This is a genomic window from Streptomyces sp. NBC_01341, assembly GCF_035946055.1.
GTDB lineage: Bacteria > Actinomycetota > Actinomycetes > Streptomycetales > Streptomycetaceae > Streptomyces.
The window spans coordinates 4,858,997-4,882,948 of sequence record NZ_CP108364.1 but is presented as its reverse complement, the minus strand read 5'-3'; the positions used below and the strand labels follow the sequence as shown (position 1 = coordinate 4,882,948).

Genomic DNA, 23,952 nt, shown 5'->3' with positions numbered 1-23,952 from the left:
CACGGCGACTCTCGCGACGTCCGGCGCACGGGTCGGAAAAGGGGATGAACAGGACAGGCGCGCCCCGCTCCGGCTTCGTCGTCCGGACCGCACCGGACCTCCTGACCGCATGACTCCGTCCCACCGGGAGTGCGGTGCCGCGGGCCAGCGGACCCCTGCGAATTCCCTACCGCCGAAAGCGGCCGCCCCCCGACTTGCCGAACCAGCACAGATGGGTTTGTTTCGAAGAAGGGGCGTGCGCGTGCGCTGCCGCGTCCCCTTCTCTGTTGGAGGTGAACCACCGTGCTGTTCACCGACCGCGCGGACGCCGGGCGACAACTGGCCGAGGCCCTGCGGCACCTGGAGCTGCGCGACCCCGTCGTCCTGGGGCTGCCGCGCGGCGGAGTCCCCGTGGCTTACGAGGTGGCCCGGGCTCTGGGTGCGCCGCTCGACGTGATCGTGGTCCGCAAGCTCGGTGTGCCGCACCACCCGGAGCTGGGCTTCGGCGCGATCGGTGAGGGCGGTGTGCGGGTCATCAGCGATGAGATCGTGCGGCATGCCGGTGTGCGGGAGGCGCAGGTCCGGTCCGTCGAGCGCGCCGAGGAGGCGGAGCTGCTCCGGCGGGCGGCTGCGTACAGGGCGGGCAGGACGCGCCTGCCGCTGCACGGCCGCGCGGTGGTCGTGGTGGACGACGGGGTCGCCACCGGTGCCACCGCCAGGGCGGCCTGCCAGGTGGTCCGGGCGCAGGGGGCCGCCTATGTCGCACTGGCCGTGCCCGTGGCGTCGCCGGACGTGGCCGCGCGCCTGGGGGAGGACGTCGACGAGATCGTGTGCCTGTCCACGCCGGTCCTCTTCTCCGCGGTGGGCGAGTGGTACCGGGACTTCTCCCAGACATCCGACGAGGAGGTCGTGGCCCTCCTGGCCCGGGCGCCCGCGGACGGCGTCACGGCCGAGACCGTCGAGGTCGACGCGGGCGGGGTTCCGCTCACCGGCGATCTGGTGCTCCCGGCGGACGCGGGCGCCGTCGTGGTGTTCGCCCACGGTTCCGGCAGCAGCCGTCTCAGCCCGCGCAACCGCGCCGTGGCCACGGCCCTGAACCGCGCCGGTCTGGGCACGCTGCTCTTCGACCTGCTCACCCCGGGCGAGGAGGTCTACCGGGCCAACGTATTCGACATCGGGCTGCTGTCCGCGCGGCTGTCGGACACCACGCGCTGGCTCAGGAACCGGGTGGCCGTGCCGGTCGGATCGTTCGGCGCAAGCACCGGCGCGGCGGCGGCGCTGCGTGCCGCGGCCGCCCCGGACTCGGGCATCGGAGCGGTGGTCTCGCGCGGCGGCCGGCCCGACCTGGCCGGTGTGGACCTCTCCGGGGTACGGGCGCCGACGCTGCTGATCGTCGGCGGCGAGGACACCACGGTGATCGACCTCAACCGGCAGGCCCAGGCGGCGCTGTACTGCGAGAACCGACTGGAGGTCGTCCCGGGCGCCACCCACCTGTTCGAGGAGCCGGGCGCCCTGGACCGCGTCGCGGACCTCGCACGGGACTGGTTCACCACCCATCTCCTCCCCCCGGGCTGAGCCGCGCGTGGCCGGTTTCCGGGGTCGTGCACCGGCGGGGTAGCGACGGCGGTCGGATCGTACCGGCCGCGACGCCGGCCCCGCCCCTATCCTTTCCGCAGCGGTTCCGGCGCTCGGGACCGGGTCCGGAGCGGAGGGGCGGCGGCATGCGGGTCCGGCTGATGACGAGCGGGCTCCTTCCCGCGTACGCCGACGGCATCCGCCGGGTGTACGCCGACGTGTTCTCGGCTCCGCCGTGGAACGAGGACCCCTCGGCGGCCGGACCGTACGTCGAACGCCTCATGGCCGACGCCCTGCGTCCCGGTTTCACCGCGGCACTGGCCCTGGAGCCCGGCACGGGCGCGCCTCCCCGCGGGGCGGAAGGTCCGGGCCCCTGCGACGAGGTGGGCGGCTTCGCCACCGCGTGGACCACACCCGGCGTGTTCCCCACCGACCGCGGCTACGGCCACGTCGCCCGGGCGCTGGGGCCCGGGCGCGTCTCCGCATGGCTGTGCGGGGCGCTGGAGGTCGACGAACTGGCGGTCTCCCCCGCCGCGCGCGGTGCCGGCCTGGGCGCGGCCCTGCTGACGGCCGTCACGGGCGCCGCACCGGACGGACGGTGCTGGCTGCTGACCTCCGTGCACGCGGAGGCGACGCTGCGCTTCTACCGGCGTGCGGGATGGCATCCGGTCCCGGTGACCGTGCCGGGAAGAGCGGGGCTCACCGTCCTGCTCGGGCCCGGGCACCCGGCGGCTGCCGGGCTCGCCCACTGGTGAGGGTCCGGACACACCTGGCGCGTCGCGTGAGTGGAGCGATGCGCAACCGTGACGTGAATCGATTCAAAGAGCGCGAAGATAGTGGCCTGCCTCGAAGCCTGTCAAGGGTGCCCACCCATTCCCCCCATTCAGGTCGTACATCGTCCCCATTCCTGGAACTTCTCGCCATCAACCCATTGACTGTGCCCGCAATCCCCGTTTAGCTTCCGAGCAACCTCATTGAAACCTTTCACGGCGCGTGGAGCGACCAGGCCACCGCTGAGGAGCTCCCATGAACCAGTCCGCCCCGGACCCGGCCCCGGTCCTGGCCCTGAAGGGCGTGAGCAAGTCCTTCGGTGCCGTACGGGCCCTGCAGGACGTCTCCCTGCAGTTGTTCCCCGGCGAGGCGCACGCGCTCGCGGGTGAGAACGGCGCAGGCAAGTCGACCCTGATCAAGGCCCTCGCCGGAGTGCACAGGCCGGACAGCGGCGAGGTGCTCCTCGACGGGGAGCGCGTCGTCTTCCACGGCCCGGCCGACGCGCGGGATGCCGGCATCGCCGTCATCTACCAGGAGCCGACGCTCTTCCCCGACCTGTCCATCGCCGAGAACATCTTCATGGGCCGGCAGCCCCGGCGGACGCTGGGCAGGATCGACCGCAGGGCCGTCCACGAGACCACCGCGGGCCTGATGCGCAGGCTCGGCGTCGATCTGGCGCCGGACCGGCCGGCCCGCGGCCTGTCGATCGCCGACCAGCAGATCGTCGAGATCGCCAAGGCGCTCTCCTTCGACGCCCGCGTCCTGATCATGGACGAACCGACCGCGGCCCTGACCGGCAGCGAGACCGCACGGCTCTTCGCCGTCGTCCGCGCGCTGCGGTCGGAGGGCGCGGCGGTGCTCTTCATCTCGCACCGCCTCGACGAGATCTTCGAACTGTGCCAGCGCGTCACCACCCTGCGCGACGGACGGTGGATCTCCTCCGAACCGCTGGACGGGCTCACCGAGGACGACCTGGTCCGCAGGATGGTCGGCCGTGACCTCGACGACCTCTATCCGAAGCAGGACGCCGAGGTCGGCGAGGTCGCCCTGTCGGTGCACCGGCTGACCCGCGAAGGCGTCTTCCGTGATGTGTCGTTCGACGTCCGCCGCGGCGAGATCGTCGCGCTCGCCGGGCTCGTCGGCGCCGGCCGGACGGAGGTCGCCCAGGCGGTCTTCGGCGTCGACCGTGCCGACGCCGGCGAGGTGAAGGTGGGCGGCACGGTGCTGCGCCCCGGCTCGCCCACCGCAGCGATGGACGCCGGCCTCGCGCTCGTACCCGAGGACCGCCGTCAGCGCGGACTGGTCATGGATATGTCCATCGAGCGCAACATCGGCCTCACCGGCCTGGGCGAGGTCCGCAAGCGCGGACTCGTCAGCCGGGCCCTGGAACACGACCGGGCCGCCGACTGGGCCGTACGTCTCCAGCTCAAGTACAACCGGCTGGCCGACACCGTGGGCGTGCTCTCCGGCGGCAACCAGCAGAAGGTCGTGCTGGCCAAGTGGCTGGCGACCGGCCCCGCCGTGCTGATCGTCGACGAACCGACCCGCGGGATCGATGTCGGCACCAAGGCCGAGGTCCACCGGCTGCTGTCCTCGCTCGCGGCAGACGGCCTCGCCGTCCTGATGATCTCCTCCGACCTCCCCGAGGTCATCGGCATGGCCGACCGCGTGCTCGTGATGCACGAGGGCCGGCTCGTGGCGGAGATACCGCGGGAGGGCGCCACCGAGGAGTCGGTCATGGCGGCGGCCACCGGACGCAACGAGAGGGCAGCGGCATGACCACCACCATCGGGAGTCCCCCGGACACCGTGAAGGCGCCCGAGCGGAGCGCGTCCTCGCTCGTGGACACGGTCTTCCGGGCGCGCGAGATCTCCATCGCGGGCGCCCTCGTGCTGCTGGTACTCGGCACGTACCTCGCCAACCCACGCTTCCTCTCCGACCAGGGCATCAAGGACCTGCTGCTCAACGCGTCGATCCTGGTGCTCCTCGCGGTCGGTCAGTCCGCCGTGGTGATCACGCGGAACATCGACCTGTCCGTCGGCTCCGTCGTCGGCCTGTCCGCCTTCGCCTGCGGCAAGTTCGTGGCGGGCAGCGAGCACGGGGTGGTGACGGTGATGCTGCTGGGCATCGCCATCGGTGTGGTCTGCGGGCTCGTCTCGGGAGCCCTTGTCAGCTTCGGCAGGGTTCCGGCGCTCGTCGTGACCCTGGGCATGCTCTACATCATCCAGGGCGTCGACTACTGGTGGGCGCAGGGCGAACAGATCAGCGCCTCCGACGTGCCGGACGCCGTCCTGGGGCTGGGCAGCGGCAGCGTGCTCGGTATCCCCTACCTGCCGCTGCTCGCGGTGGTCCTGCTCGCCGCGACGGCGTACTTCCTGCGCAGCTACCGCTCGGGGCGCGAGCTGTACGCGATCGGGTCGAGCCCCGAGGCCGCCCGGCTCGCCGGCATCCCGATCCGCCGCCGGGTGCTCGCCGCCTACGCCTTCTCCGGGGCGGTCGCCGGCTTCGCCGGTGCCCTGTGGCTGGCCCGCTTCGGCACCGTCGTCGCGGACAACGCGCACGGCTGGGAACTGACCGTCGTCAGCGCCGTCGTCGTCGGCGGTGTCGCGATCACCGGCGGCACCGGGACCGTCTGGGGTGCCGCGCTCGGCGCCCTGCTGCTCACCACCATCGGCAGCGTCCTGGTCGTACTGAAGGTGGACTCCTTCTGGCAGGGCGCCATCACCGGCGCGCTCCTGCTGCTGGCCATCAGCGTCGACCGGATCGTGAACCTGCGGATGACCGCCGCACTGAGGAAGAGGAGCGCCCGTCATGACCACGGCGCCTGAGACAAAGAAGGCTCCCGCCGCGCGGGCCTCGCTCGCACGCGGCCTGGCGCTGCGCTGGGACACCGCCGTCGGTGTCCTGCTGGTGGCGGTCCTCGTCGTCGGGCTGGGCACCACGGAGGGCTTCGGTTCCGGCGAGAACCTCGCGTTCGCTTTCAACGACATCGCCGAAGTCGCCCTCATCGCCCTGCCGATGACCCTGCTCGTCGTCGCCGGCCAGGTCGACCTGTCGGTGGCGTCCATGCTGGGCCTGGGCAGTGCGCTGACCGGTGCGCTGTGGGAGGCGGGCTGGGCGTTCGAGATGATCGTGCCGGTGGTGCTCCTGGTGGGTGTCGCCGGAGGCCTCCTCAACGGCTGGCTCGTCACCAGGGTGGGACTGCCCTCCCTGGCCGTCACCATCGGAACGCTGGCGCTCTACCGTGGTCTCGCCTCCGTGGCACTCGGCAGCGACGCGGTGACGGACTTCCCGCAGACGTACGCCGACTGGGCCGTCGACACGACGACGGTCCCCGGGACCTTCCTCACTTATCCGGTCGTGCTCTTCGCCGTCCTGGCCGTGATCACGGCCGTCGTACTGCACGCCACCGGGCTCGGCCGCTCGCTCTTCGCGATCGGCGCGCAGGAGGAGGCCGCGTACTTCGCGGGCATCCGGGTCAAGCGGATCAAGCTGCTGCTCTTCGTCGTGACGGGGCTGTTCTCCGCCTTCGCCGGGGTCGTCTTCACCCTCCGGTACGGAAGTGCCCGCGCGGACAACGGACTCGGCTTCGAGATGCTGGTCATCGCGTCCGTCCTGCTCGGTGGAATCGACTTCGACGGCGGGAAGGGCACGCTCTTCGGCGCGGTCGCCGGGGTCCTGCTGATCGGCGTGCTGAAGAACCTGCTCACGCTCAACGACATCGCCAACGAGGTGCAGGTGATCGTGACCGGTCTGCTGCTCGTGGCGTCCGTCCTCACGCCGCGGGTCATCGCCGCGGTCGTCGAACGCCGGCACAGGCGTGCCGCGAACACCCCCTCGCCCCAGCCGTAACCCCCTCCCCCTTCGCTCGGTACCTCTCAGCTCCTTCTCCGAAAGGCACACGCCGCCATGATGCTCCGCAATGCCGCTGGGCGCCGCGCCGTCGCGACCGCAGCCACCGCCGTCTCCCTGGCCCTCGCCCTGACCGCCTGCTCCGGCACCACGAAGGACAGCGAGGACAGCGGCGGTGCGAAGACCGGCAGCTCCGCGAAGGCCGACCCGGACGCCCCGCTGAAGAAGGGGCTCAAGCTCGCCTTCCTGCCGAAGCAGATCAACAACCCGTACGAGAAGATCGTCGACGAGGCGGGCATCGCCGCGGCGAAGGAGTACGGCGGCACGGGCAAGGAGGTCGGTCCGTCCGACGCGAACGCGTCCTCGCAGGTCTCCTACATCAACACCCTCATCCAGCAGCGTCAGGACGCGATCCTCGTCGCGGCGAACGACCCGAACGCGGTGTGCGGTCCGCTCAAGCAGGCCATGAAGAAGGACATCAAGGTCGTCGCCTACGACTCCGACACGGCAAAGGACTGCCGCCAGCTCTTCATCAACCAGGCCAGCTCGGAGGAGATCGGCCGCAGCCTGGTCCAGCACCTGGGCGAGCAGATCGGTTACAAGGGCAAGATAGCGATCCTGTCCGCGACGCAGAACGCGACGAACCAGAACACCTGGATCGAGTTCATGAAGGAGGAGCTGAAGCTCCCCAAGTACAAGAGCATGCAGCTGGTGAAGGTCGCGTACGGCGACGACGCCGACCAGAAGTCCTTCCAGCAGACCCAGGGCCTGATGCAGGCCTACCCGGACCTCAAGGGCATCATCTCCCCCACGACGGTGGGCATCGCCGCCGCCGCGCGCTACCTGAGCGACTCGTCGTACAAGGGCAAGGTCGTCCTCAACGGCCTCGGCACGCCGAACCAGATGCGCAAGTACGTCAAGGACGGCACCGTCGAGCAGTTCTCGCTCTGGAACCCGGAGGAGCTCGGCTACCTCGGCTCCTACGCCGCCGCGGCCCTGGCGTCGGGGCAGATCACCGGTGCCGAGGGCGAGACGTTCAAGGCGGGCAAGCTCGGTGAGTACACCGTCGGCAAGGACGGTGAGGTCATCCTCGGCGAGCCGACCGTCTTCGACGCCAAGAACATCGACACGTTCGACTTCTGAGCGAGGGGCTCCTCTCCATGCAGCGCGTCTGCTTTCTGCTGAAGGTCCGTGCGGACCGCACCGCCGAATACCGTGAGCGTCATGCCGAGGTGTGGCCGGACATGCTCGAAGCCCTCTCGGAGGCCGGCTGGCACAACTACTCGCTGTTCCTGCGCGAGGACGGCCTGCTCGTCGGCTATCTGGAGACGGAGGACTTCCACGCCGCCCGCGAGGCGATGGCGGCGACGGAGGTCAACGCGCGGTGGCAGCGGGACATGGCCGCCTTCTTCGAGCAGCCGGAGGCCGCCGACGAGGCGATGCTCCCGCTGACCGAGGTGTTCCACCTGGCGTAGGGCCACCGGCCGGACCGCACCTCGCCGGCCGGCACCACCGCCGCCCTGGCTGCCCTCCCCGGCAGCCAGGGCGCCGTCGTGACCGTGATGCCGGGAGCCGCCTGCGTCCCGCGAGCCGGCCCGGCGGGGACGGTCCCCCGCCGGGCCCGGGCCCGCGGTGTCAGCCGACTTCGCCCTCGTTCCCGCGCCCCGGCGGCTCGTCGCCGTTGCTCAGCCGGTCCGCCTGCTCGATCATCGTCGCGAGCTTCTGCACCGAGCTGTCCTCGGTGGAAACGGCCAGTGTCCGTGCCCGCTCGGCGAGTTCACCGAGCGCGGGCGTGCCGGGCAGGTCACCGCCGCGCAGGGTGTCCGCGAAGTAGGCGGCGACCGCCGTCACCTGGAGCCGTGCGCCGGCCTCGCCCCAGAGCTTTCCGTCGACCGCGCCGGTCTTCACCGAGCCGGTCGCCTCGTGCGCCTCCCTCGTCCCCGGGTCGAGCCAGCGCACCGTCGCCGTCGCCACATGCCCGGAGGCACCCGCTCGGAGCCGCACGGCGTAGAGCGCGGTCACCGTGTGGCCGGGGCCGACCTCGCCGCCGTCGACGCCGTCGTCACGGAAGTCCTCGTCAGCGACCTTCCGGTTCTCGTAGCCGATCAGCCTGAACTGCTGGACGGTCCCGCGGTCGAACGCCACCTGGGCCTTGGCGTCCCGGGCGCGCAGATCGAGGTGGGCGGGCAGCTGGTCGACGAAGACCTTCCTGGCCTGCGACTCGTCCGCGATGTAAGTGGTGTTGCCGTCGCCCTTGTTGGTCAGGCGTTCCATCAGCTCGTCGCCGTAGTCGCTGCCGACGCCCACGCCGAACAGCGTGATGCCGTACTCCTCGCGTGCGTCGCCGATCCGTTCCAGGATCGCGTCGGCGTCGGTCTCGCCGGTGTTGGCGAGCGCGTCGGAGAGCAGGACCACCCGGTTGGTGGCGCCCTTGCGGTGGCCTTCGACCGCCTCGTCGTAGCCGCGTTCGACACCGGCCGCGACGTTGGTGGAGTCGGCGGGCCGCATCTCCTCGATGGCATCCCTCACCTTCGTGCGGTTGCCCCCCAACCGGGTCATGGGCAGCCGGGTCTCGGCCTCGTCGCTGAAGGTGACCAGGGAGACGGAGTCGTCGTCGCGGAGTTCGTCGGCGAGGATGCCCAGCGAGGTCCTGGCGAGGTCGAGACGTCCGGGCTCGGCCATCGATCCGGAGATGTCGACGACGAAGGTCAGTGCGGCGGGCGGTCGTTCACCCGTGGCCGCTGCGGGCCCGGTGGCCAGCCCCACGCGTACGAGCGACCAGTCGGTGGCCCCCGCGCCGGGCCGGGCTCCGTCGACGGTGACGGAGAAGCCGTTGCCCTTCGGCGTCCGGTAGCCCTGGCGGAAGCTGTTGACGAACTCCTCGGGGCGCACCGTGTCCGGCGCGGGCAGCTGCCCGTCGCCGAGGGTACGGCGCGCGTACCCGTAGCTGGCGGTGTCCACGTCGAGTGCGAACGTCGACAGGTAGTCGGGCGCCACGCTCTCCCGGGTGCCGCTGTCCTTCGCCGCCCCGTCCGCGTCCTCCCGCTGCTCCGGCGCGGCGGGCGGGGGCTGCTTGCCGCCGGCCGGCCCGCCGCTGCCGGTCGACCGGTCGACGGACGACTCGGCCCCGTCCGGACTCGACCCCGCGCAGCCGGTGATCAGAGCCGCGCCCAGGAGCAGGGCCAGTGCTCCTCCGTACGTCCTCGTCCTCGTCCCGCGTTCCATGCGTACCCCCACGTCGTCGACATCTGTGAATGTGACGTGCGGGGAGGCCCCGTGGAGTCGTCGGAAGCGTTGCGGAACAGTCTCGATGGCGCAACGGCCGCCGATGACGTGGCGGAACGTCAACGTCAGGACACGATGTCCTTACGACTGAACCCCCGGAAGGCCAGGGCGAACAGGATCAGGGCATAGGTGATGGACACGGCTGCGCCCTTCGCCATCCCGCCCCATTCGAGATCGGGCTGGAGCGCGTCCGCCCAGGCGAACTGCCAGTGAGCGGGCAGGAATTCACGCCAGGTGCCGAGTGCCGTGACGGCGTCCAGGACGTTGCCGACGATCGTGAGACCGACCGCACCGCCCACCGCGCCCAGCGGTGCGTCCGTCTTCGTCGACAGCCAGAACGCCAGTCCCGCGGTGACGAGCTGGGAGACGAAGACGAAGGCGACGACGAGCGCGAGCCTCGGCACGGTGTCCGCGGTGGTGAGCGCGCCCCCGGTGGGCAGCTTCAGCGGCCCCCAGCCGTAGGCCGCCGCCCCCACGCCGAGGGCGACGAGCGGCAGCAGCACCATCGCGGCCAGGCTGAAGCCGAGGGCCACGACGAGCTTGCTCCACAGCAGCCGCGAGCGGGGCACCGGGGCCGCGAGGAGGTAGCGAAGCGAGGACCAGCTCGCCTCGGAGGCCACGGTGTCCCCGCAGAAGAGGGCCACCGGTACGACCAGCAGGAAGCCGGCGGAGACGAAGAGGCAGGTCGCCGCGAAGTTCGCCGCCGACTCCGTGGCGACGTCCATCAGGTTGATCCGGGAGCCGCCTCCCCCGCCCTCGCCGCCGCCCGGGGTGCCCCCGATCGCGAAGGCGATGACGAGGATGAACGGCAGGGCGGCCAGCACCCCGCCCATGAGCAGGGTGCGTCGCCTGCGCAGCTGCCTCATCGCCTCCACCCGCAGCGGCAGGGTGCGGCGGGCACGGTAGCCGGGGGCCTCCGGGAGCGCCCGGATCTCTGTTGCGGAGCTCATGCGGATCCTTGGGAGATGAGGGTGAGGAAGGCGTCCTCGAGGCGGCGGTGCGGCCCGACGCCCGTCACCGGCACGTCGAGACGGACCAGGTCGGCGACGAGCTGGGCGGCGCCGGCGCCGTCGAGGCGGACGAGCAGACCACGGCCGTCGTCCACGCGCACGGCGGAGCCGATGCCCGGCAGGGCGCCCACCTTGTCCACGAGCGGCTCGGCGACCTCGGCCGCGGTGGTGACGAGCAGCATGTCCCCGGACCCGGTGATCTCGGCGACCGGACCGGCCTGGACCAGCCGGCCGCGGTCCATGACCACGAGGTGGGTGCAGGACTGCTCGACCTCGGACAGAAGGTGGCTGGACACGATCACGGTGCGGCCACCGGCCGCGTAGCGGATCATGACGTCGCGCATCTCGCGGATCTGGGGCGGGTCGAGGCCGTTGGTCGGTTCGTCGAGGATGAGGAGGTCCGGCATGCCGAGCATCGCCTGGGCGATGGCGAGCCGCTGCCGCATGCCCTGGCTGTAGGTGCGCACGGCACGGGCCAGGGCGTCGCCGAGTCCGGCGATCTCCAGGGCCTCGTCGATGTGCGCGTCCTCGGCCGGGCGGCCGGTGGCCTGCCAGTACAGCTCCAGGTTGGAGCGGCCGGACAGGTGGGGCAGGAAGCCCGCGCCTTCGACGAAGGACCCCACGCGGGACAGCACGGGTGCCCCGGGGCGGATGGCGTGGCCGAAGACCCGGATCTCGCCGGAGTCGGGGGTGATGAGTCCCATCAGCATGCGCAGCGTGGTGGTCTTGCCGGCGCCGTTGGGTCCGAGGAGGCCGAGGACCTGCCCCTTCTCGACACGGAAACCCAGGTCGCGGACGGCGTACCGGTCCACGGACTTGGCGTACTTCTTGGACAGGTCCGTGATCTGCAGCGGTACGTCCGCGAGCGCGGGGTCCGGTGCGGGTGTCGTGGTGCGACGGCGTGCGGTGAGCAGGAGGACGGCGGCGATGACGACCGCCGCGGCCGGGAGCCCCCAGGTCCACCAGGGCAGGACGGCCGAGGCGGTCTTCACTGCGGGTGCCGTGGGGACGGTCAGCGGTCCGTCGAGGGAGACGGTGTAGGTGGCGGGCTCGGCGGGTGAGGCGTAGCCGAGGTCGGTGGCGGAGAGCACGAGCCGCAGCCGGTGTCCGGCGTCCACCTCGTGGTCGACGGCGGGCAGGGTCAGCTCGACCGGCTTGCCCTGCCGGCCGGGGGTGATCCGGTAGGGGGCGACGAGCTGGGAGGGGAGTACCTGCTGCTTCCCGTCCGGTGAGACGTCGTACACCTTGCCGAACAGCACCGCGTCGCCCTGGTCCGCCTTGACGTTCACGCGGACGGTGGGCGAACCGGTGACGCGGACGGCGCTGTCCAGCGGCGCGGACTCGTAGCGGGCGTACTGCCCGGGGAAGTCGGCCGAGAGCCCGACGCCGAGGGACGACAGCTGGGAGAGGCCGCCGCCGACGCCCGGGACGGCGGAGATGGAGGGCGGGCTCGCCCCGGCCGGGTTGCGGAACGTCTGCGTCGCGCCGCCCGCCGCGGCGCTCCGTCCGCCACCGGTGGTGGCGGCACGGCCGTCGCCCCGCTGAGCGTCCTGCCCACCGGTGGCAGGGCCGCCGCCCGTGGCGGGCATCGGCGGGGCGCCGGTCAGGGGGATCTCGCGGCCGCCGCCGGTCAGTCCGGGATAGGTGGCGCTGCTCGCGCCGCGCTTGAGGGCGGCGCCGTCGGTGGAGTCGACGCCTCCGGTGCGGGTCACCCGGAATCCGGGGCCGGTACCGGCGCCCTTGTCCTGCTTCAGATACCGGTCGAACCAGTCACCGACCCGGCCCTGGACGCGATCGCCCTCGTCGTCCCCGCCGTCGTGTCCGCCGGCGATCCAGTCGACCGAGACGGGTGCGCCGTTGGAGCCGATGGCCCTGGCCATCGCGTCGGACTGGCCGAGCGGGAAGAGCGAGTCGCTCTGTCCCTGGACGATGAGCGCGGGCACGTCGATGCGGTCGGCGACCGCGACGGGGGAACGTTCCGTCAGCAGTGCGCGCGCCGCGGCGTCCGGTTTGCCGCTGACGGCGACCCGCTCGTACATGTCGCACAACTGCTTCTGGAACCTCTGGCAACCGCCACCGGACGTGACGAAGATCCCCGCCCAGAGCTTCTTGAACACACCGTCCGGGAAGAGCGCGTCGGCGAGGTTCCAGTAGCTGATCACGGGCGCGATGGCGTCGACGCGCTTGTCGTACCCGGCGGCGAGGAGGGACACCGCCCCTCCGTAGGAGGCGCCGGTGACACCCACCCGGGGGTCGCCCTTCTTGTCGAGCTCGACCTCGGGCCGGTCCGCCAGCCAGTCGATGAGGCCCGAGACGTCCTTGACCTCGCCGTCGGGCGCGTTGAGCGTGATCTCGCCGCTGGTCCTCCCGAAGCCCCGGGCGGACCAGGTCATGACGGCGTAGCCGTCGGCGGCCAGCTTCTCGGCCTGGGCGCGTACGTCGTTCTTGCTGCCGCCGAAGCCGTGCCCGATGAGGACGGCGGGCCTGCGCTGCGAGCCGCCGGACGTGAAGTACGAGGTGTCGACGGACACCCCGTTCATCCTCATCATGCGGTCGTGCCGGTACACGGACGGCTCGCCGTCGTCGTCGGCCGCGGCGGTCCAGGTACCGGCGCCCACGAGTACGGCGAGGGCGGCGACGACCGCGGCCCACCGGCCTGGGGTACGGGGCAGCCGGTGCCGCCACCGGGAAGTCGAGTGGTCCATGACCCGACCCTAAACGGAGTACGCGGCGCCCCGGGAAGCCGCCAGGGTGAGCTGACCGGCCTCCCTGAGAGGTACGCCGCGCAGGCCCGTACTCCGTACGCGGTACGCCGTGCTCACGAACGGCGCCTTTCGGCGGGTGCGGGCGACCAGGGGGTGTTCGCCATGCTGACGTGGGAGTTCGCCAGCCCGTCCGGCACGGTGCAGCCCGGGTCGTAGGGCGTTTCCCGGGGAAGCAGCGCGGTGGCCTCGTCGTGCCGCCCGGCTCCGACGAGGCCGTGGATGTCGTGCGCGAGCGGCGTGACGTCGCGCACGGAGACCAGCCACTCGTCCGCGTACCGCCGTGCCGCCTCGCCGCCGAGCCCGAGCTGGAGGGAACGGTACGGCAGCGGGTTCAGGCGGAGGTCGCGCTCGGGGTCCCACTGCACCCGGGTGGGGCTGCGGCGCAGAGCGCGCTGCCAGGCAGCCCGGTCGGGGTGCACTCCCCTGACGTAATGGGAGAGTTCGGCGTTCTCCAGCGCCCAGGCGAAGCCGTCCCGGGTGATCTCGACGGCGAGCACCATCTCCTGGCCCTCCTTCGTGCCCCAGCCGCAGCGGTACATCATCCAGAGGAAGCTCGGCTTGATCCAGGTCATGCGGTCGCGCTTCCAGGCCGCCGGGAACCGTCCTTCGCGGGCTGCCGGGACACCGATGGCGGGCGAGTAGGCCTGGTAGACGGTGAGCGTGTCGGCGGTGTGCCGGGCGCGGATCTCCCGGTGCGGTGCGGTCATGGCCCCAGGATGGGCCGGACGCCGTGCCCCGGGCCACGGGTTTTCGGCTGCGGCCGGCGCGGACGGCGGCCCGGCCGTGCACCCCGCTTGCATGTCGCGGGCAGGCCTGCGGCCCCCGTCCGTGAGGGGAACGGGGGTCGCAGGCCGGGGAGGCGGTCAGTGGTTGCGGGGGAAACCGAGGTCCACGCCGGCGGGGGCGTCGGCCGGGTCGGGCCAGCGGGTGGTGACGACCTTGCCGCGCGTGTAGAAGTGCACGCCGTCGTTGCCGTAGATGTGGTGGTCGCCGAACAGGGAGTCCTTCCAGCCGCCGAAGGAGTGGTAGCCGACCGGCACCGGGATCGGCACGTTGACGCCGACCATGCCCGCCTCGATCTCCAGCTGGAAGCGGCGGGCCGCGCCACCGTCGCGGGTGAAGATCGCCGTTCCGTTGCCGAAGGGCGACGCGTTCATGAGGGCGACGCCGTCCTCGTAGGTGTCGACGCGCAGGACGCACAGGACGGGACCGAAGATCTCGTCGCGGTAGGCGTCGGAGTCGGTGGAGACGTTGTCCAGGAGGGACAGGCCGATCCAGTGGCCGTCCTCGAAGCCCTCGACCGTGTGCCCGGTGCCGTCCAGGACGACGTCGGCGCCCTGCGCGGCGGCCCCGGTGACGTAGGAGGCGACCTTGTCCCGGTGGGCGGCGGTGATCAGCGGGCCCATCTCGGAGGTGGGGTCCGCGCCGGGACCGATCTTGATCTTCTCGGCGCGCTCGCGGATCCTGGCCACCAGCTCGTCCGCGATCGAACTCACCGCGACGACCGCCGAGATGGCCATGCAGCGCTCACCGGCGGAGCCGTACGCGGCCGACACAGCGGCGTCGGCCGCGGCGTCGAGGTCCGCGTCGGGGAGGACCAGCATGTGGTTCTTCGCGCCGCCGAGCGCCTGGACGCGCTTGCCGTTGGCGGAGGCCGTGGCGTGGATGTAACGGGCGATGGGGGTGGAACCGACGAAGGAGACGGCGGCCACGTCCGGGTGGGCGAGGAGACCGTCGACGGCGACCTTGTCACCGTGCAGGACGTTGAGCACACCGTCGGGCAGGCCCGCCTCGGCGGCCAGCTCGGCCAGCAGGTTGGCGGCCGACGGGTCCTTCTCGCTGGGCTTCAGGACGAAGGTGTTGCCGCAGGCGATGGCCAGCGGGAACATCCACATCGGCACCATGGCCGGGAAGTTGAACGGTGTGATGCCCGCGACCACTCCGAGCGGCTGGCGGATCGAGGAGACGTCGACCTTGCTGGAGACCTGGGTGGACAGCTCGCCCTTGAGCTGCGTGGTGATTCCGCAGGCCAGCTCGACGATCTCCAGGCCCCGGGCGACCTCGCCGAGAGCGTCGGAGTGCACCTTGCCGTGCTCGGCGGTGATCAGCGCGGCGATGTCGTCGCGGCGGGCGTCGAGCAGGGCGCGGTAGCGGAAGAGGACGGCGGTGCGCGCGGAGAGCGAGGAGGTGCCCCAGCTCTCGTACGCGGTCCTCGCTGCGGCGACCGCGGCGTCGACCTCTTCGGTGGAGGCGAGCGCGACCCGGGTGGTGACGGCGCCGGTCGCGGGATCGGTGACCGGACCGTGGTTGCCCGACGTGCCCTCGACGGTCTTGCCACCGATCCAGTGGTTGACGGTCTTCATGACGGTGGTCTCCTTCACAGGTGGCGGCGTCGGGCTGCGATCTGCCGGTCGTACTCTTTCCTGGCCTCGACCGCCGACGGGCGGGTCGCGGTTTCGGCTACGGGAACATCCCACCACGCCTGTGCCGGAGGAGGCCCCGACACTGTGTCTGCCGTTTCGGTCTCTACGTAGACACAAGTGGGGCGGTCCGCGCTACGCGCCTCGGCGAGGGCCCGGCGCAACTCGCCGACCGACCCGGCCCTCAGTACGTGCATGCCGAGTGACGCCGCGTTGGCCGCGAGGTCCACGGGCAGCGGGGCGCCGGTGAACCCGCCGCCGCCGGTGCGGTGCCGGTAGGCGGTGCCGAAGCGTTCGGCACCGACGGACTCGGAGAGGCCGCCGATGGACGCGTAGCCGTGGTTCTGCAGGATGACGAGCTTGATGGGGAGCCCTTCCTGCACGGCGGTGACGATCTCGGTGGGGTTCATCAGATACGTGCCGTCGCCGACGAGCGCCCAGACGGGACGGCCGGGGGCGGCGAGCTGCACCCCGAGGGCCGCCGGGATCTCGTAGCCCATGCAGGAGTAGCCGTATTCGAGGTGGTACTGGCGCGGGGAACGGGTCCGCCACAGCTTGTGGAGGTCGCCGGGGAGCGAGCCGGCCGCGTTGACCAGGATGTCGTCCTCCGTGACCAGCTCGTCGAGCAGGCCGAGAACCTGGGCCTGGGTGGGCCGGGCGTCCTCGTCGTCGGCGGCGTACGCGGCGTCGACGCGCCGCTCCCAGCGTTCCTTGGCGTCGGTGTAGCCGGTCTCGTAGGCGGGGTCGACGTGGTACCCCCGGGCTCCGAGGGCCTCGCCGAGCGCTTCGAGGGAGGTCCGGGCGTCCGCGACGAGGGGGAGGGCCGACAGCTTGTGGGCGTCGAAGCCGGTGATGTTGAGGTTGAGGAAGCGGACGGCCGGGTCGGCGAACAGGGTGCCGGAGGCCGTGGTGAAGTCCGTGTAGCGGGTGCCGACGCCGATGACCAGGTCGGCCTCGCGGGCGAGTGCGTCGGCCGTGGCGGTGCCGGTGTGACCGATGCCGCCCACGTCGGCGGGATGGTCGTGGCGCAGGGACCCCTTGCCCGCCTGGGTGGAGGCGACGGGGATGCGGGTGGAGGCGGCGAACGCGGCGAGCGTCTCCTCGGCCGCGCTGTGGTGGACACCGCCGCCCGCGACGATCAGGGGACGGCGTGCGGCGCGAACCGCCCTGACCGCCTGCTCGAGCTCGAACGGGTCAGGGGCGGGCCTGCGGACGTGCCAGACGCGGGGCGCGAAGAACTCGGCGGGCCAGTCGTACGCCTCGGCCTGCACGTCCTGCGGCAGCGCGAGGGTGACCGCCCCCGTGGCCGCCGGGTCGGTGAGCGTGCGCATGGCCTGGAGGGCGGCGGGGATCAGCGCCTCGGGACGGGTGATCCGGTCGAAGTAGCGGGAGACGGGGCGCAGGCAGTCGTTGACCGACACGTCACCGCTGTGCGGCACTTCGAGCTGCTGGAGCACGGGGTCGGCGGGACGCGACGCGAAGGTGTCCCCGGGCAGGAGCAGCACGGGCAGGTGGTTGACGGTCGCCAGGGCGGCGCCGGTGACGAGGTTCGTGGCGCCTGGCCCGATGGAGGTGGTGACGGCATGGGCGGAGAGCCGGCCGGACTGGCGGGCGTACCCGACGGCGGCGTGCACCATGGCCTGTTCGCTGCGGCCCTGGAGGTAGGGCATCGCGTGGCCGCACTCGACGAGGGCCTGTCCGATGCCGGCGACGTTGCCGTGGCCGAAGATGCCCCAGGTGGCGTCGATCAGGCGGTGCCGCCGGCCGTCGCGCTCGGTGAACTGCTGGGCGAGGAAGGCGATCAGGGCCTGCGCGGTGGTGAGCCTGCGGGTGGGCGCGGTGGTGAGTCCGCGGGTGTGCGCGGCTTTGTCGGACGTGCGGCGTGGGGTCGTCACCGGGCGGCCTCCTGGCCGTGGAAGGGCAGTCGTGGGTCGACGGGCTGCCCGGGCCAGGTGTCCCGGACCCAGCGGTGGTCGGGGTGGTCGCGGATGAGCCACTCGCGCTGCTCCCCCGGGCCGGCCATCACGTTGAGGTAGTACAGGGTGCGGCCGGGCGGGGCGATGGACGGGCCGTGCCAGCCGTCGGGGATGAGGACGGCGTCGCCCGTGGAGATCTCGGCGAGCACGTCCGCGCCGCCCGCCCGGGAGGGCGAGACCCGGTGGTAGCCGAGGCCGTCGCCCTCGACCTCGAAGTAGTAGATCTCCTCGAGTTCCGCCTCGGTACCGGGCAGGTGCTCGTCGTGTTTGTGCGGGGGGTAGGAGGACCAGTTGCCGCCGGGGGTCAGCACCTCCACGGCGATGAGGCGGTCGCAGTCGAAGGTGTCGGCCGCGGCGAAGTTGTTGACCTGGCGCGAGCAGACACCCGCACCGCGCAGTTCGACCGGTACCTCCGGCGCGGGACCGTAGCGAGCGGGGAGTCGTCGCTCGCACTTCGCTCCTGCCAGGGCGAAGCGGCCTCCTGCGCCGGAGGCGATCTGGGCGCGTGCGTCGCGTGGGACATAGGCGAAATCGCTCACTGCGCTGAACACGTTGTCCCTGCCCAGCAGTTCAAAGATCTCACCTGCCGCCTGCACCGTACAGCCACCGGACAACGGCAGAACGATCCATTCGCTCTCCCCGGTTACCAGGCTATGAACACCACCCGGCTCGAGTTCCAGCACACGCAGACTCGACCGGTCCCACCCGGCCCGCTCCGGGTCGATGTCGAGGGCATACGGACCGCGCGCGGCGTGGCCGGACCTGAGGTGGTAGCGCTGCTTCTCGTCGGGCGTCGTCATGGCCTCATCCCTACCCGCCCGTCAGGCCGCGTTCACCTGACCCGGCTGGTGCTGATCTTGTAAGCCCTGCCACCTGCCAGGCGTCAGGCGAAGTGAGCCAGGTATCCCCCTCGTTCACGAGGGGGAGGTTTCAAAGAAGTCCCACGGCCGTGTCGACCGCGCCTGCCACGTCGCCGTCGGCGGGATAGAGCAGCGACCGTCCGACGACCAGCCCCTGGACGGTCGGCAGCCGCAGCGCGCCCCGCCATCGCTCGTACGCGGTGTCCGGGTCCTCCGCGACCTCGCCGCCGAGCAGGACGGCGGGGAGGGTGGAGGCCCGCATCACCCGCTCCATGTCGTCGGGGTTCTCCGTGACGGGGACCTTGAGCCAGGTGTACGCCGACGTGCCGCCCAGCCCCGAGGCGATGGCGATCGACGTCGTGACGGCCGTGGCCCCCAGGTCGGTGCGGATACCCCCGGGGGTGCGCCGGCAGAGGAACGGCTCGATGAAGACGGGCAGCCGGTGGGCGGCCATGGCGTTCACCGTGCGGGCGGCGGTGTGCAGGGTGTCCAGGGAACCGGGGTCGTCGTGGTCGATCCTCAGGAGCAGCTTGCCCGCGTCGAAGCTCCGCCGGGAGAGGTCGACGGGTCGGAGGCCGGTGAAACGGTCGTCGAGTTCGAAGGCTGCGCCGGCGAGTCCCCCGCGGTTCATGGAACCGATGACCACCCGGTCCTCCAGCGCGCCCAGGAGCAGCAGGTCCTCCAGGACGTCGGCGCCCGCGAGCACGCCGTCGACCCCTGGGCGTGACAGCGCGAGGCAGAGGCGTTCGAGCAGGTCGAATCGGTCCGCCATGGCGAGTTCGTCGTCGCCCACGGCGAGGGCGCCGCGGGCGGGGTGGTCCGCGGCGATGATCATCAGACGGCCGGTGGGCCCCAGGAGCGGGCGCCGGCGGCGGGCTTCGGCGGCCTCCGTGACGGCTTCGGGATGTCGTGCGCGCAGCCGGACGAGATCCGCCACGCCGGCGGCGGCGGGCGAGGGCTGCGCAGGGGAGGGCACCGGGGTCGGGGTCCGCGGGTACTGGGGCGGGGTCGGCGGGTACTGGGGCGGGGTCGGCGGGGTCACTGTGCGTCTCCTGGGGGTGCCGCGACTCCTGTGGTCCGGGAGTCCGCGGTGGCCCCCAGCGGCACCGCGGCTCCCGCTGGTCCCGTCCGCGTGGGGTCGGGTGCGGCCACGGCACCGGCGGACAGCGCCGCCTCGACCTCGCCGGGGAACGGCATCGCCGACGAACAGGCGAGGCGGGAGGCGACGATGGCCCCTGCGGCGTTGGCGTACCGCATCACGCGTTCCGTGTCCCAGCCGGAGAGCAGCCCGTGACAGAGCGCGCCGCCGAACGCGTCCCCGGCTCCCAGCCCGTTCACGACGTCGACCGGGAGGGGCGGGATCTCGGCGGTCGTGCCGTCGCGGTGGACGGCGAGTACTCCGTCCGGCCCCTGTTTGACCACGGCCAGTTCCGGACCGGCGGCAAGCAGGGCACGGGCCGCCGCGTGCGGTTCGCGTTCACCGGTGGCGATCTCGCATTCGTCGATGTTCCCGACGGCGACCGTGGCGTGGGCGAGCGCCTCCCGGTAGCGGGCGGGTGCGGCGGAGCCGTGCTCCGCCGGGTCCCAGAACATGGGGCGCCAGTCGAGGTCGAAGACGGTGGTACGGGCACGGCCCGGCGGGTCCTCCGACGCGGCTGCCGTGCTGCGGGCCCGCAGGGCGCTGAGGGTCGCGGTCCGGCTGGGCTCGGCGCAGAGACCGGTGCCGGTCATCCAGAACACGCGGGCGTCACGCACGGCGTCCAGGTCGAGTTCGTCGCCGTCGATCTCCAGGTCGGGTGCCTTCGGCTGCCGGTAGAAGTAGAGGGGGAAGCGGTCCGGTGGAAAGATCTCGCAGAAGGTGACCGGGGTCGGGTACTCCGCCACCGCGCTCACCCACCGGTCGTCCACCCCGAACTCCCGGAGTGCCTGGTGCAGATAGTCACCGAAGGCGTCCCGGCCCGTCCTCGTGATCACGGCCGCCCGGCGTCCCAGCCGGGCCGCGGCCACCGCCACGTTGGCCGGCGAGCCGCCCAGGAACTTCCCGAAGGTCTCGACGTCGGCCAGCGGTACACCGGTCTGCAGCGGGTAGATGTCCACCCCGATCCGGCCCATGGTGATCACGTCGTACGGCTCAGGCATACGCATCCCTTCGACCCGGTGCTCCGGCCCGGTACTCGTCCGGGGAGGGCCCGGCACTCAGCCTGGGAACCGGCTGCTCGCCGGGCGGCCGACTCCCAGGTCTAGCCCTGACCCGACGCTCTGTCAACACTTTGTCCGGACATAAGGACGAAGCCTTGACACTCCCTGCCGAGGGCTGGAGGGTGGGCGATATGACCTCCTCCGTACCCTCTCCGACCCGCATCCACATCGGCTCGGCACCCGATTCGTGGGGGGTGTGGTTCCCCGACGATCCGCTGCAGGTGCCCTGGGAGCGTTTCCTCGACGAGGTCTCCGAGGCGGGCTACGAGTGGATCGAACTCGGCCCGTACGGCTACCTCCCGACCGATCCCGCCCGTCTCGCGGACGAGACCGCCAGGCGCGGCCTCTCCGTCTCCGCGGGCACCGTCTTCACGGGATTGCACCACGGCCCCGCGGTCTGGGACCGGACCTGGGAGCATGTCGCGGGCATCGCCGCACTCACCCGGGCGATGGGGGCCGGGCATCTCGTCGTCATCCCCTCCTTCTGGCGTGACGACAAGACGGGAGAGGTGCTGGAGGACCGCACGCTCACCGCCGGGCAGTGGCGGGACCTCACCGCCCAGACCGAACGCCTGGCCCGCGAGGTGCGGGACCACTACGGACTGCGGATCGTGGTGCACCCGCATGCCGACACGCATGTCGACACCGAGGAGAACGTCAGCCGCTTCCTCGACGCCACCGACCCCGACCTGGTCTCCCTCTGCCTGGACACCGGCCACTACGCCTACTGCGGCGGCGACAGCGTGAAGCTCATCGAGACGTACGGCGAGCGGATCGGGTATCTGCACCTCAAGCAGGTCGATCCGGTGGTACTCGCCGATGTCGTCGCGGACGAGGTTCCCTTCGGTCCGGCCGTCGCCCGCGGGGTGATGTGCGAACCCCCCGGCGGGGTACCCCCGCTGGAGCCGGTACTGGACGCGGCACGCGCCCTGGGCACCGACCTGTTCGCCATCGTCGAGCAGGACATGTACCCCTGCCCGCCCGACAAACCGCTCCCCATCGCCCGCCGGACCCGCGAGTTCCTCAGAGGCTGCGGACCCGCACGGCCTTCCTCCTGAACCGGCCCGCCCCCTGAGCCCGGCAGTCCCTCCGGGCCCCGGAGCGGCGCGCCGCGCCCCTTGACCCGCTCTCGCCTCAGCAGTCACTCCTCTGTCACGTATGTCCGCGTTCTGCTCGACCTCTGTCACGGGCCGGCGACGCCCCCTGCCCCGTATGCGGCGCTCTCGTTCACGGAGCAGAGGCGAACCGACGTACGGAGAGGTGTCATTCATGACGGACAGAGCGCTCTGGTCGTACAAGGACATTGCGGCACACATCCAGGTCCAGCCGGACACGATCCGCTCGTACCGCAAGCATGGCCTCCTCCCGCCTCCCGACGACGTACGGAACGGGAAGCCCTACTGGTACGTGGACACGGTCCTCGCGTGGATCGCGTCCCGCCCCAGCAACCGGGGCCGTTGAGACGGCGCCTGAGCGCGGGCGCCTCTCGCCGGAACGGCGCTTCCCGGCCGCCCGTCCGCTGCTCCCCCGCTTCCGCCCCTGTCCGCCGCCCCGTCCGCCCGCTCGACGGCAGACTCGGCTACGACGGCTCGATGATCGTCACGCCCGCCCCGGGGGCGCCGCCCATAGCCGCGAGCGCCGCCGGGGCCGCGTCCAGGGCGATGGTGGAGGTCACCAGCAGATCCGGCCGCAGGACCCCCGCCCGCACCATGTCCAGCATCGGCGGATAGTCGTGCGCCGCCATGCCATGGCTGCCGAGGATCTCCAGCTCCAGCCCGATCACCCGCGCCATGGGCACGACGGGGTCACCTCCCGCCGACGGCAGCAGCCCGACCTGGACGTGCCGCCCCTGCCGGCGCAGGCTCCGCACCGAGGCGGCGCACGTGACGGGCGAGCCCAGCGCGTCCAGCGACAGATGTGCGCCGCCGCCGGTCAGGTCACGCACGGCCTCGTCCGCTCCGGACGGGTACGCGGAAGCGTCCACACACTCCGCCGCGCCGAACGCCCGCGCCAACTCCAGTGCCTGCGGCGAGACGTCGACCGCCACCACCCGCGCTCCGCACGCGACCGCGACCATCGCCGCTGACAGCCCGACCCCACCGCAGCCGTGCACGGCGACCCACTCCCCAGGTGCCACCCGCCCCTGTCGGACCACCGCCCTGAACGCCGTGGCGAACCGGCATCCGAGCCCCGCCGCGGTGGCGAAGGACATCTCGTCGGGCACGCCGACCAGATTCACGTCCGCCTGCTCCAGCGCCACGTACTCGGCGAAGGATCCCCAATGGGTGAAGCCCGGCTGGGTCTGCCGCTCACAGACCTGCTGCGCGCCCGCCGCGCACGCGGCGCACCGGCCGCATGCGCAGACGAAGGGCACGGTGACCCGTTCACCCGGACGCCAGTTGTGCACACCGGCGCCCACCGCCTCGACCGTTCCCGCGAGTTCGTGCCCGGGCACGTGCGGGAGGACGATGTCGGGGTCGTGCCCCATCCAGCCGTGCCAGTCACTCCTGCACAGCCCCGTGGCACCGACGCGCACCACGACACCCCCGTCCGGGACCGTCGGGTCGCGGAGATCCCGCACGCGGGCCTCCTGTCCGAATTCCTCGAAAACCACTGCCCGCATCCGCCCCGCCTCCCGTGGTTGGTCCGGATCGTGCCCGTCCGGATCGCGCCGTCCCGATCGCGCCGTCCGGATCGCCGATCCCGGGGAATCTACGCCCCGGCCGCGATCCTGTCGCGAGCGGACGGCGTACGTCGGGGGACTGAAGTCGGTGATCCACCGCTATCCCGAACCCCTGGCCTGCGACACGCACGGTGGAGTGACCAGCGATCGCCCTTAATACCCCCTAGGGGTATACTTGGCCGTGCAGGTGGGCGCACCGCGCCCCCCGGCGCCCCCTCGCGCCCCACCTGCTGCGTCCAGTGTGCCTGCGAAGAGGAGAACGTCATGACCGCCGAGACCGAGACCCCCAGGGCCGCCGGCTCCTGCTGCTCGTCCACCGGTTCCTGCCAGGACGGCACGACCGACGTCCAGGTGGGCGGCGTCACCACCGTGTACGAGGTGAAGGGCATGACCTGCGGCCACTGCGAGGGGGCCGTGTCCGAGGAGATCTCCGGGATCGAGGGCGTCACCTCCGTGAAGGCGGAGGCCGGAAGCGGGCGGGTCACGGTCGCCTCGGCCGCCCCGCTCACCGAGGAAGCGGTGCGCGCCGCTGTCGACGAGGCGGGCTACGAGCTCGTCGGCCGCGCCTGACCGCACC

The 23,952-nt window shown here is 72.0% G+C and carries 20 protein-coding genes; 10 read left to right on the top strand and 10 right to left on the bottom strand.

The window, feature by feature from the left end; genetic code table 11:
• The first annotated feature begins 282 nt into the window (after nt 1-282).
• The 7 genes from OG206_RS21530 (at nt 283) to OG206_RS21500 (ending at nt 7,652) form a co-directional block, all read left to right on the top strand.
• Nucleotides 283-1,554 (top strand): phosphoribosyltransferase family protein, encoded by a 1,272-nt coding sequence (locus OG206_RS21530; protein WP_327118506.1) that lies wholly within the window; start codon nt 283-285, stop codon nt 1,552-1,554.
• Between the two features lie 146 nt (nt 1,555-1,700).
• Nucleotides 1,701-2,309 (top strand): GNAT family N-acetyltransferase, encoded by a 609-nt coding sequence (locus OG206_RS21525; RefSeq protein WP_327118504.1) that lies wholly within the window; start codon nt 1,701-1,703, stop codon nt 2,307-2,309.
• 271 nt (nt 2,310-2,580) lie between these two features.
• Nucleotides 2,581-4,104, top strand: a complete 1,524-nt coding sequence (locus OG206_RS21520; protein WP_327118502.1) for a sugar ABC transporter ATP-binding protein — start codon at nt 2,581-2,583, stop codon at nt 4,102-4,104.
• A complete protein-coding gene (locus OG206_RS21515) occupies nt 4,101-5,153 on the top strand; it encodes an ABC transporter permease (RefSeq protein ID WP_327118500.1) in 1,053 nt (350 codons plus the stop codon). Before OG206_RS21520 ends, OG206_RS21515 begins: the two co-directional genes overlap by 4 nt.
• The gene (locus OG206_RS21510; RefSeq protein ID WP_327118498.1) at nt 5,137-6,177 is read left to right on the top strand and encodes an ABC transporter permease; all 1,041 of its coding nucleotides are present in this window, start codon (nt 5,137-5,139) and stop codon (nt 6,175-6,177) included. The genes OG206_RS21515 and OG206_RS21510 overlap by 17 nt, the downstream gene beginning before the upstream one ends.
• 57 nt (nt 6,178-6,234) lie before the next feature.
• Nucleotides 6,235-7,320, top strand: coding sequence for a rhamnose ABC transporter substrate-binding protein (gene rhaS, locus OG206_RS21505; RefSeq protein WP_327118496.1), 1,086 nt, complete (start codon nt 6,235-6,237; stop codon nt 7,318-7,320).
• A 17-nt stretch (nt 7,321-7,337) separates the two neighbouring features.
• Nucleotides 7,338-7,652, top strand: a complete 315-nt coding sequence (locus tag OG206_RS21500; protein WP_327118494.1) for an L-rhamnose mutarotase — start codon at nt 7,338-7,340, stop codon at nt 7,650-7,652.
• Between the two features lie 160 nt (nt 7,653-7,812).
• Here the strand turns inward: OG206_RS21500 and OG206_RS21495 are convergent, their stop codons facing one another.
• The 9 genes from OG206_RS21495 to iolC all read right to left on the bottom strand — a co-directional run bounded on the left by OG206_RS21495 (nt 7,813) and on the right by iolC (nt 20,632).
• Nucleotides 7,813-9,402 (bottom strand): vWA domain-containing protein, encoded by a 1,590-nt coding sequence (locus OG206_RS21495; protein ID WP_327118492.1) that lies wholly within the window; start codon nt 9,400-9,402, stop codon nt 7,813-7,815.
• A 125-nt stretch (nt 9,403-9,527) separates the two neighbouring features.
• The gene (locus OG206_RS21490; RefSeq protein ID WP_327118490.1) at nt 9,528-10,412 is read right to left on the bottom strand and encodes an ABC transporter permease; all 885 of its coding nucleotides are present in this window, start codon (nt 10,410-10,412) and stop codon (nt 9,528-9,530) included.
• The gene (locus OG206_RS21485) at nt 10,409-13,177 is read right to left on the bottom strand and encodes an alpha/beta fold hydrolase (RefSeq protein WP_327118488.1); all 2,769 of its coding nucleotides are present in this window, start codon (nt 13,175-13,177) and stop codon (nt 10,409-10,411) included. Before OG206_RS21485 ends, OG206_RS21490 begins: the two co-directional genes overlap by 4 nt.
• Before the next feature lie 113 nt (nt 13,178-13,290).
• Nucleotides 13,291-13,944 carry a DUF4291 domain-containing protein gene (locus OG206_RS21480; protein WP_327118486.1) on the bottom strand — a complete coding sequence of 218 codons (654 nt, stop codon included), beginning with the start codon at nt 13,942-13,944 and terminating at the stop codon, nt 13,291-13,293.
• Between the two features lie 156 nt (nt 13,945-14,100).
• Complete coding sequence (locus tag OG206_RS21475; RefSeq protein ID WP_327118484.1) at nt 14,101-15,600, bottom strand: CoA-acylating methylmalonate-semialdehyde dehydrogenase; 1,500 nt, start codon at nt 15,598-15,600, stop codon at nt 14,101-14,103.
• Nucleotides 15,601-15,614: 14 nt separating this feature from the next.
• Nucleotides 15,615-17,552: a 3D-(3,5/4)-trihydroxycyclohexane-1,2-dione acylhydrolase (decyclizing) gene (gene iolD, locus OG206_RS21470; protein ID WP_327118482.1), complete on the bottom strand. Its 1,938-nt coding sequence runs from the start codon at nt 17,550-17,552 to the stop codon at nt 15,615-15,617.
• Entirely contained in the window at nt 17,549-18,433 is an 885-nt protein-coding gene (gene iolB, locus OG206_RS21465; protein WP_327118480.1) for a 5-deoxy-glucuronate isomerase, read from the bottom strand. The genes iolD and iolB overlap by 4 nt, the downstream gene beginning before the upstream one ends.
• 130 nt (nt 18,434-18,563) lie before the next feature.
• Entirely contained in the window at nt 18,564-19,469 is a 906-nt protein-coding gene (locus tag OG206_RS21460) for a Cgl0159 family (beta/alpha)8-fold protein (RefSeq protein ID WP_327122353.1), read from the bottom strand.
• A gap of 62 nt (nt 19,470-19,531) precedes the next feature.
• Nucleotides 19,532-20,632, bottom strand: coding sequence for a 5-dehydro-2-deoxygluconokinase (gene iolC, locus OG206_RS21455; RefSeq protein ID WP_327118478.1), 1,101 nt, complete (start codon nt 20,630-20,632; stop codon nt 19,532-19,534).
• A 191-nt stretch (nt 20,633-20,823) separates the two neighbouring features.
• Here iolC and OG206_RS21450 point away from each other — a divergent pair, with 191 nt between their 5' ends.
• The gene (locus OG206_RS21450) at nt 20,824-21,750 is read left to right on the top strand and encodes a sugar phosphate isomerase/epimerase family protein (protein ID WP_327118476.1); all 927 of its coding nucleotides are present in this window, start codon (nt 20,824-20,826) and stop codon (nt 21,748-21,750) included.
• 211 nt (nt 21,751-21,961) lie between these two features.
• Complete coding sequence (locus OG206_RS21445; RefSeq protein WP_327118475.1) at nt 21,962-22,153, top strand: helix-turn-helix transcriptional regulator; 192 nt, start codon at nt 21,962-21,964, stop codon at nt 22,151-22,153.
• 118 nt (nt 22,154-22,271) lie between these two features.
• Here OG206_RS21445 and OG206_RS21440 read toward each other — a convergent pair whose 3' ends face one another.
• The gene (locus tag OG206_RS21440; RefSeq protein WP_327118473.1) at nt 22,272-23,315 is read right to left on the bottom strand and encodes a zinc-dependent alcohol dehydrogenase family protein; all 1,044 of its coding nucleotides are present in this window, start codon (nt 23,313-23,315) and stop codon (nt 22,272-22,274) included.
• Nucleotides 23,316-23,639: 324 nt separating this feature from the next.
• Here OG206_RS21440 and OG206_RS21435 point away from each other — a divergent pair, with 324 nt between their 5' ends.
• A complete protein-coding gene (locus tag OG206_RS21435) occupies nt 23,640-23,945 on the top strand; it encodes a heavy-metal-associated domain-containing protein (protein WP_327118471.1) in 306 nt (101 codons plus the stop codon).
• Nucleotides 23,946-23,952 lie beyond the last annotated feature (7 nt).

Excerpts from the sequence above, each read along its gene's own strand:
- rhaS (WP_327118496.1), top strand. The coding sequence starts at position 6,235 with ATGATGCTCCGCAATGCCGCTGGGCGCCGCGCCGTCGCGACCGCAGCC.
- OG206_RS21480 (WP_327118486.1), bottom strand. The coding sequence starts at position 13,944 with ATGACCGCACCGCACCGGGAGATCCGCGCCCGGCACACCGCCGACACG.
- iolB (WP_327118480.1), bottom strand. The coding sequence starts at position 18,433 with ATGACGACGCCCGACGAGAAGCAGCGCTACCACCTCAGGTCCGGCCAC.
- OG206_RS21445 (WP_327118475.1), top strand. The coding sequence starts at position 21,962 with ATGACGGACAGAGCGCTCTGGTCGTACAAGGACATTGCGGCACACATC.
- OG206_RS21525 (WP_327118504.1), top strand. The coding sequence starts at position 1,701 with ATGCGGGTCCGGCTGATGACGAGCGGGCTCCTTCCCGCGTACGCCGAC.
- OG206_RS21520 (WP_327118502.1), top strand. The coding sequence starts at position 2,581 with ATGAACCAGTCCGCCCCGGACCCGGCCCCGGTCCTGGCCCTGAAGGGC.
- OG206_RS21515 (WP_327118500.1), top strand. The coding sequence starts at position 4,101 with ATGACCACCACCATCGGGAGTCCCCCGGACACCGTGAAGGCGCCCGAG.
- OG206_RS21510 (WP_327118498.1), top strand. The coding sequence starts at position 5,137 with ATGACCACGGCGCCTGAGACAAAGAAGGCTCCCGCCGCGCGGGCCTCG.
- OG206_RS21490 (WP_327118490.1), bottom strand. The coding sequence starts at position 10,412 with ATGAGCTCCGCAACAGAGATCCGGGCGCTCCCGGAGGCCCCCGGCTAC.
- OG206_RS21495 (WP_327118492.1), bottom strand. The coding sequence starts at position 9,402 with ATGGAACGCGGGACGAGGACGAGGACGTACGGAGGAGCACTGGCCCTG.
- OG206_RS21500 (WP_327118494.1), top strand. The coding sequence starts at position 7,338 with ATGCAGCGCGTCTGCTTTCTGCTGAAGGTCCGTGCGGACCGCACCGCC.
- OG206_RS21440 (WP_327118473.1), bottom strand. The coding sequence starts at position 23,315 with ATGCGGGCAGTGGTTTTCGAGGAATTCGGACAGGAGGCCCGCGTGCGG.
- OG206_RS21450 (WP_327118476.1), top strand. The coding sequence starts at position 20,824 with ATGACCTCCTCCGTACCCTCTCCGACCCGCATCCACATCGGCTCGGCA.
- iolC (WP_327118478.1), bottom strand. The coding sequence starts at position 20,632 with ATGCCTGAGCCGTACGACGTGATCACCATGGGCCGGATCGGGGTGGAC.
- OG206_RS21475 (WP_327118484.1), bottom strand. The coding sequence starts at position 15,600 with ATGAAGACCGTCAACCACTGGATCGGTGGCAAGACCGTCGAGGGCACG.
- OG206_RS21435 (WP_327118471.1), top strand. The coding sequence starts at position 23,640 with ATGACCGCCGAGACCGAGACCCCCAGGGCCGCCGGCTCCTGCTGCTCG.
- OG206_RS21485 (WP_327118488.1), bottom strand. The coding sequence starts at position 13,177 with ATGGACCACTCGACTTCCCGGTGGCGGCACCGGCTGCCCCGTACCCCA.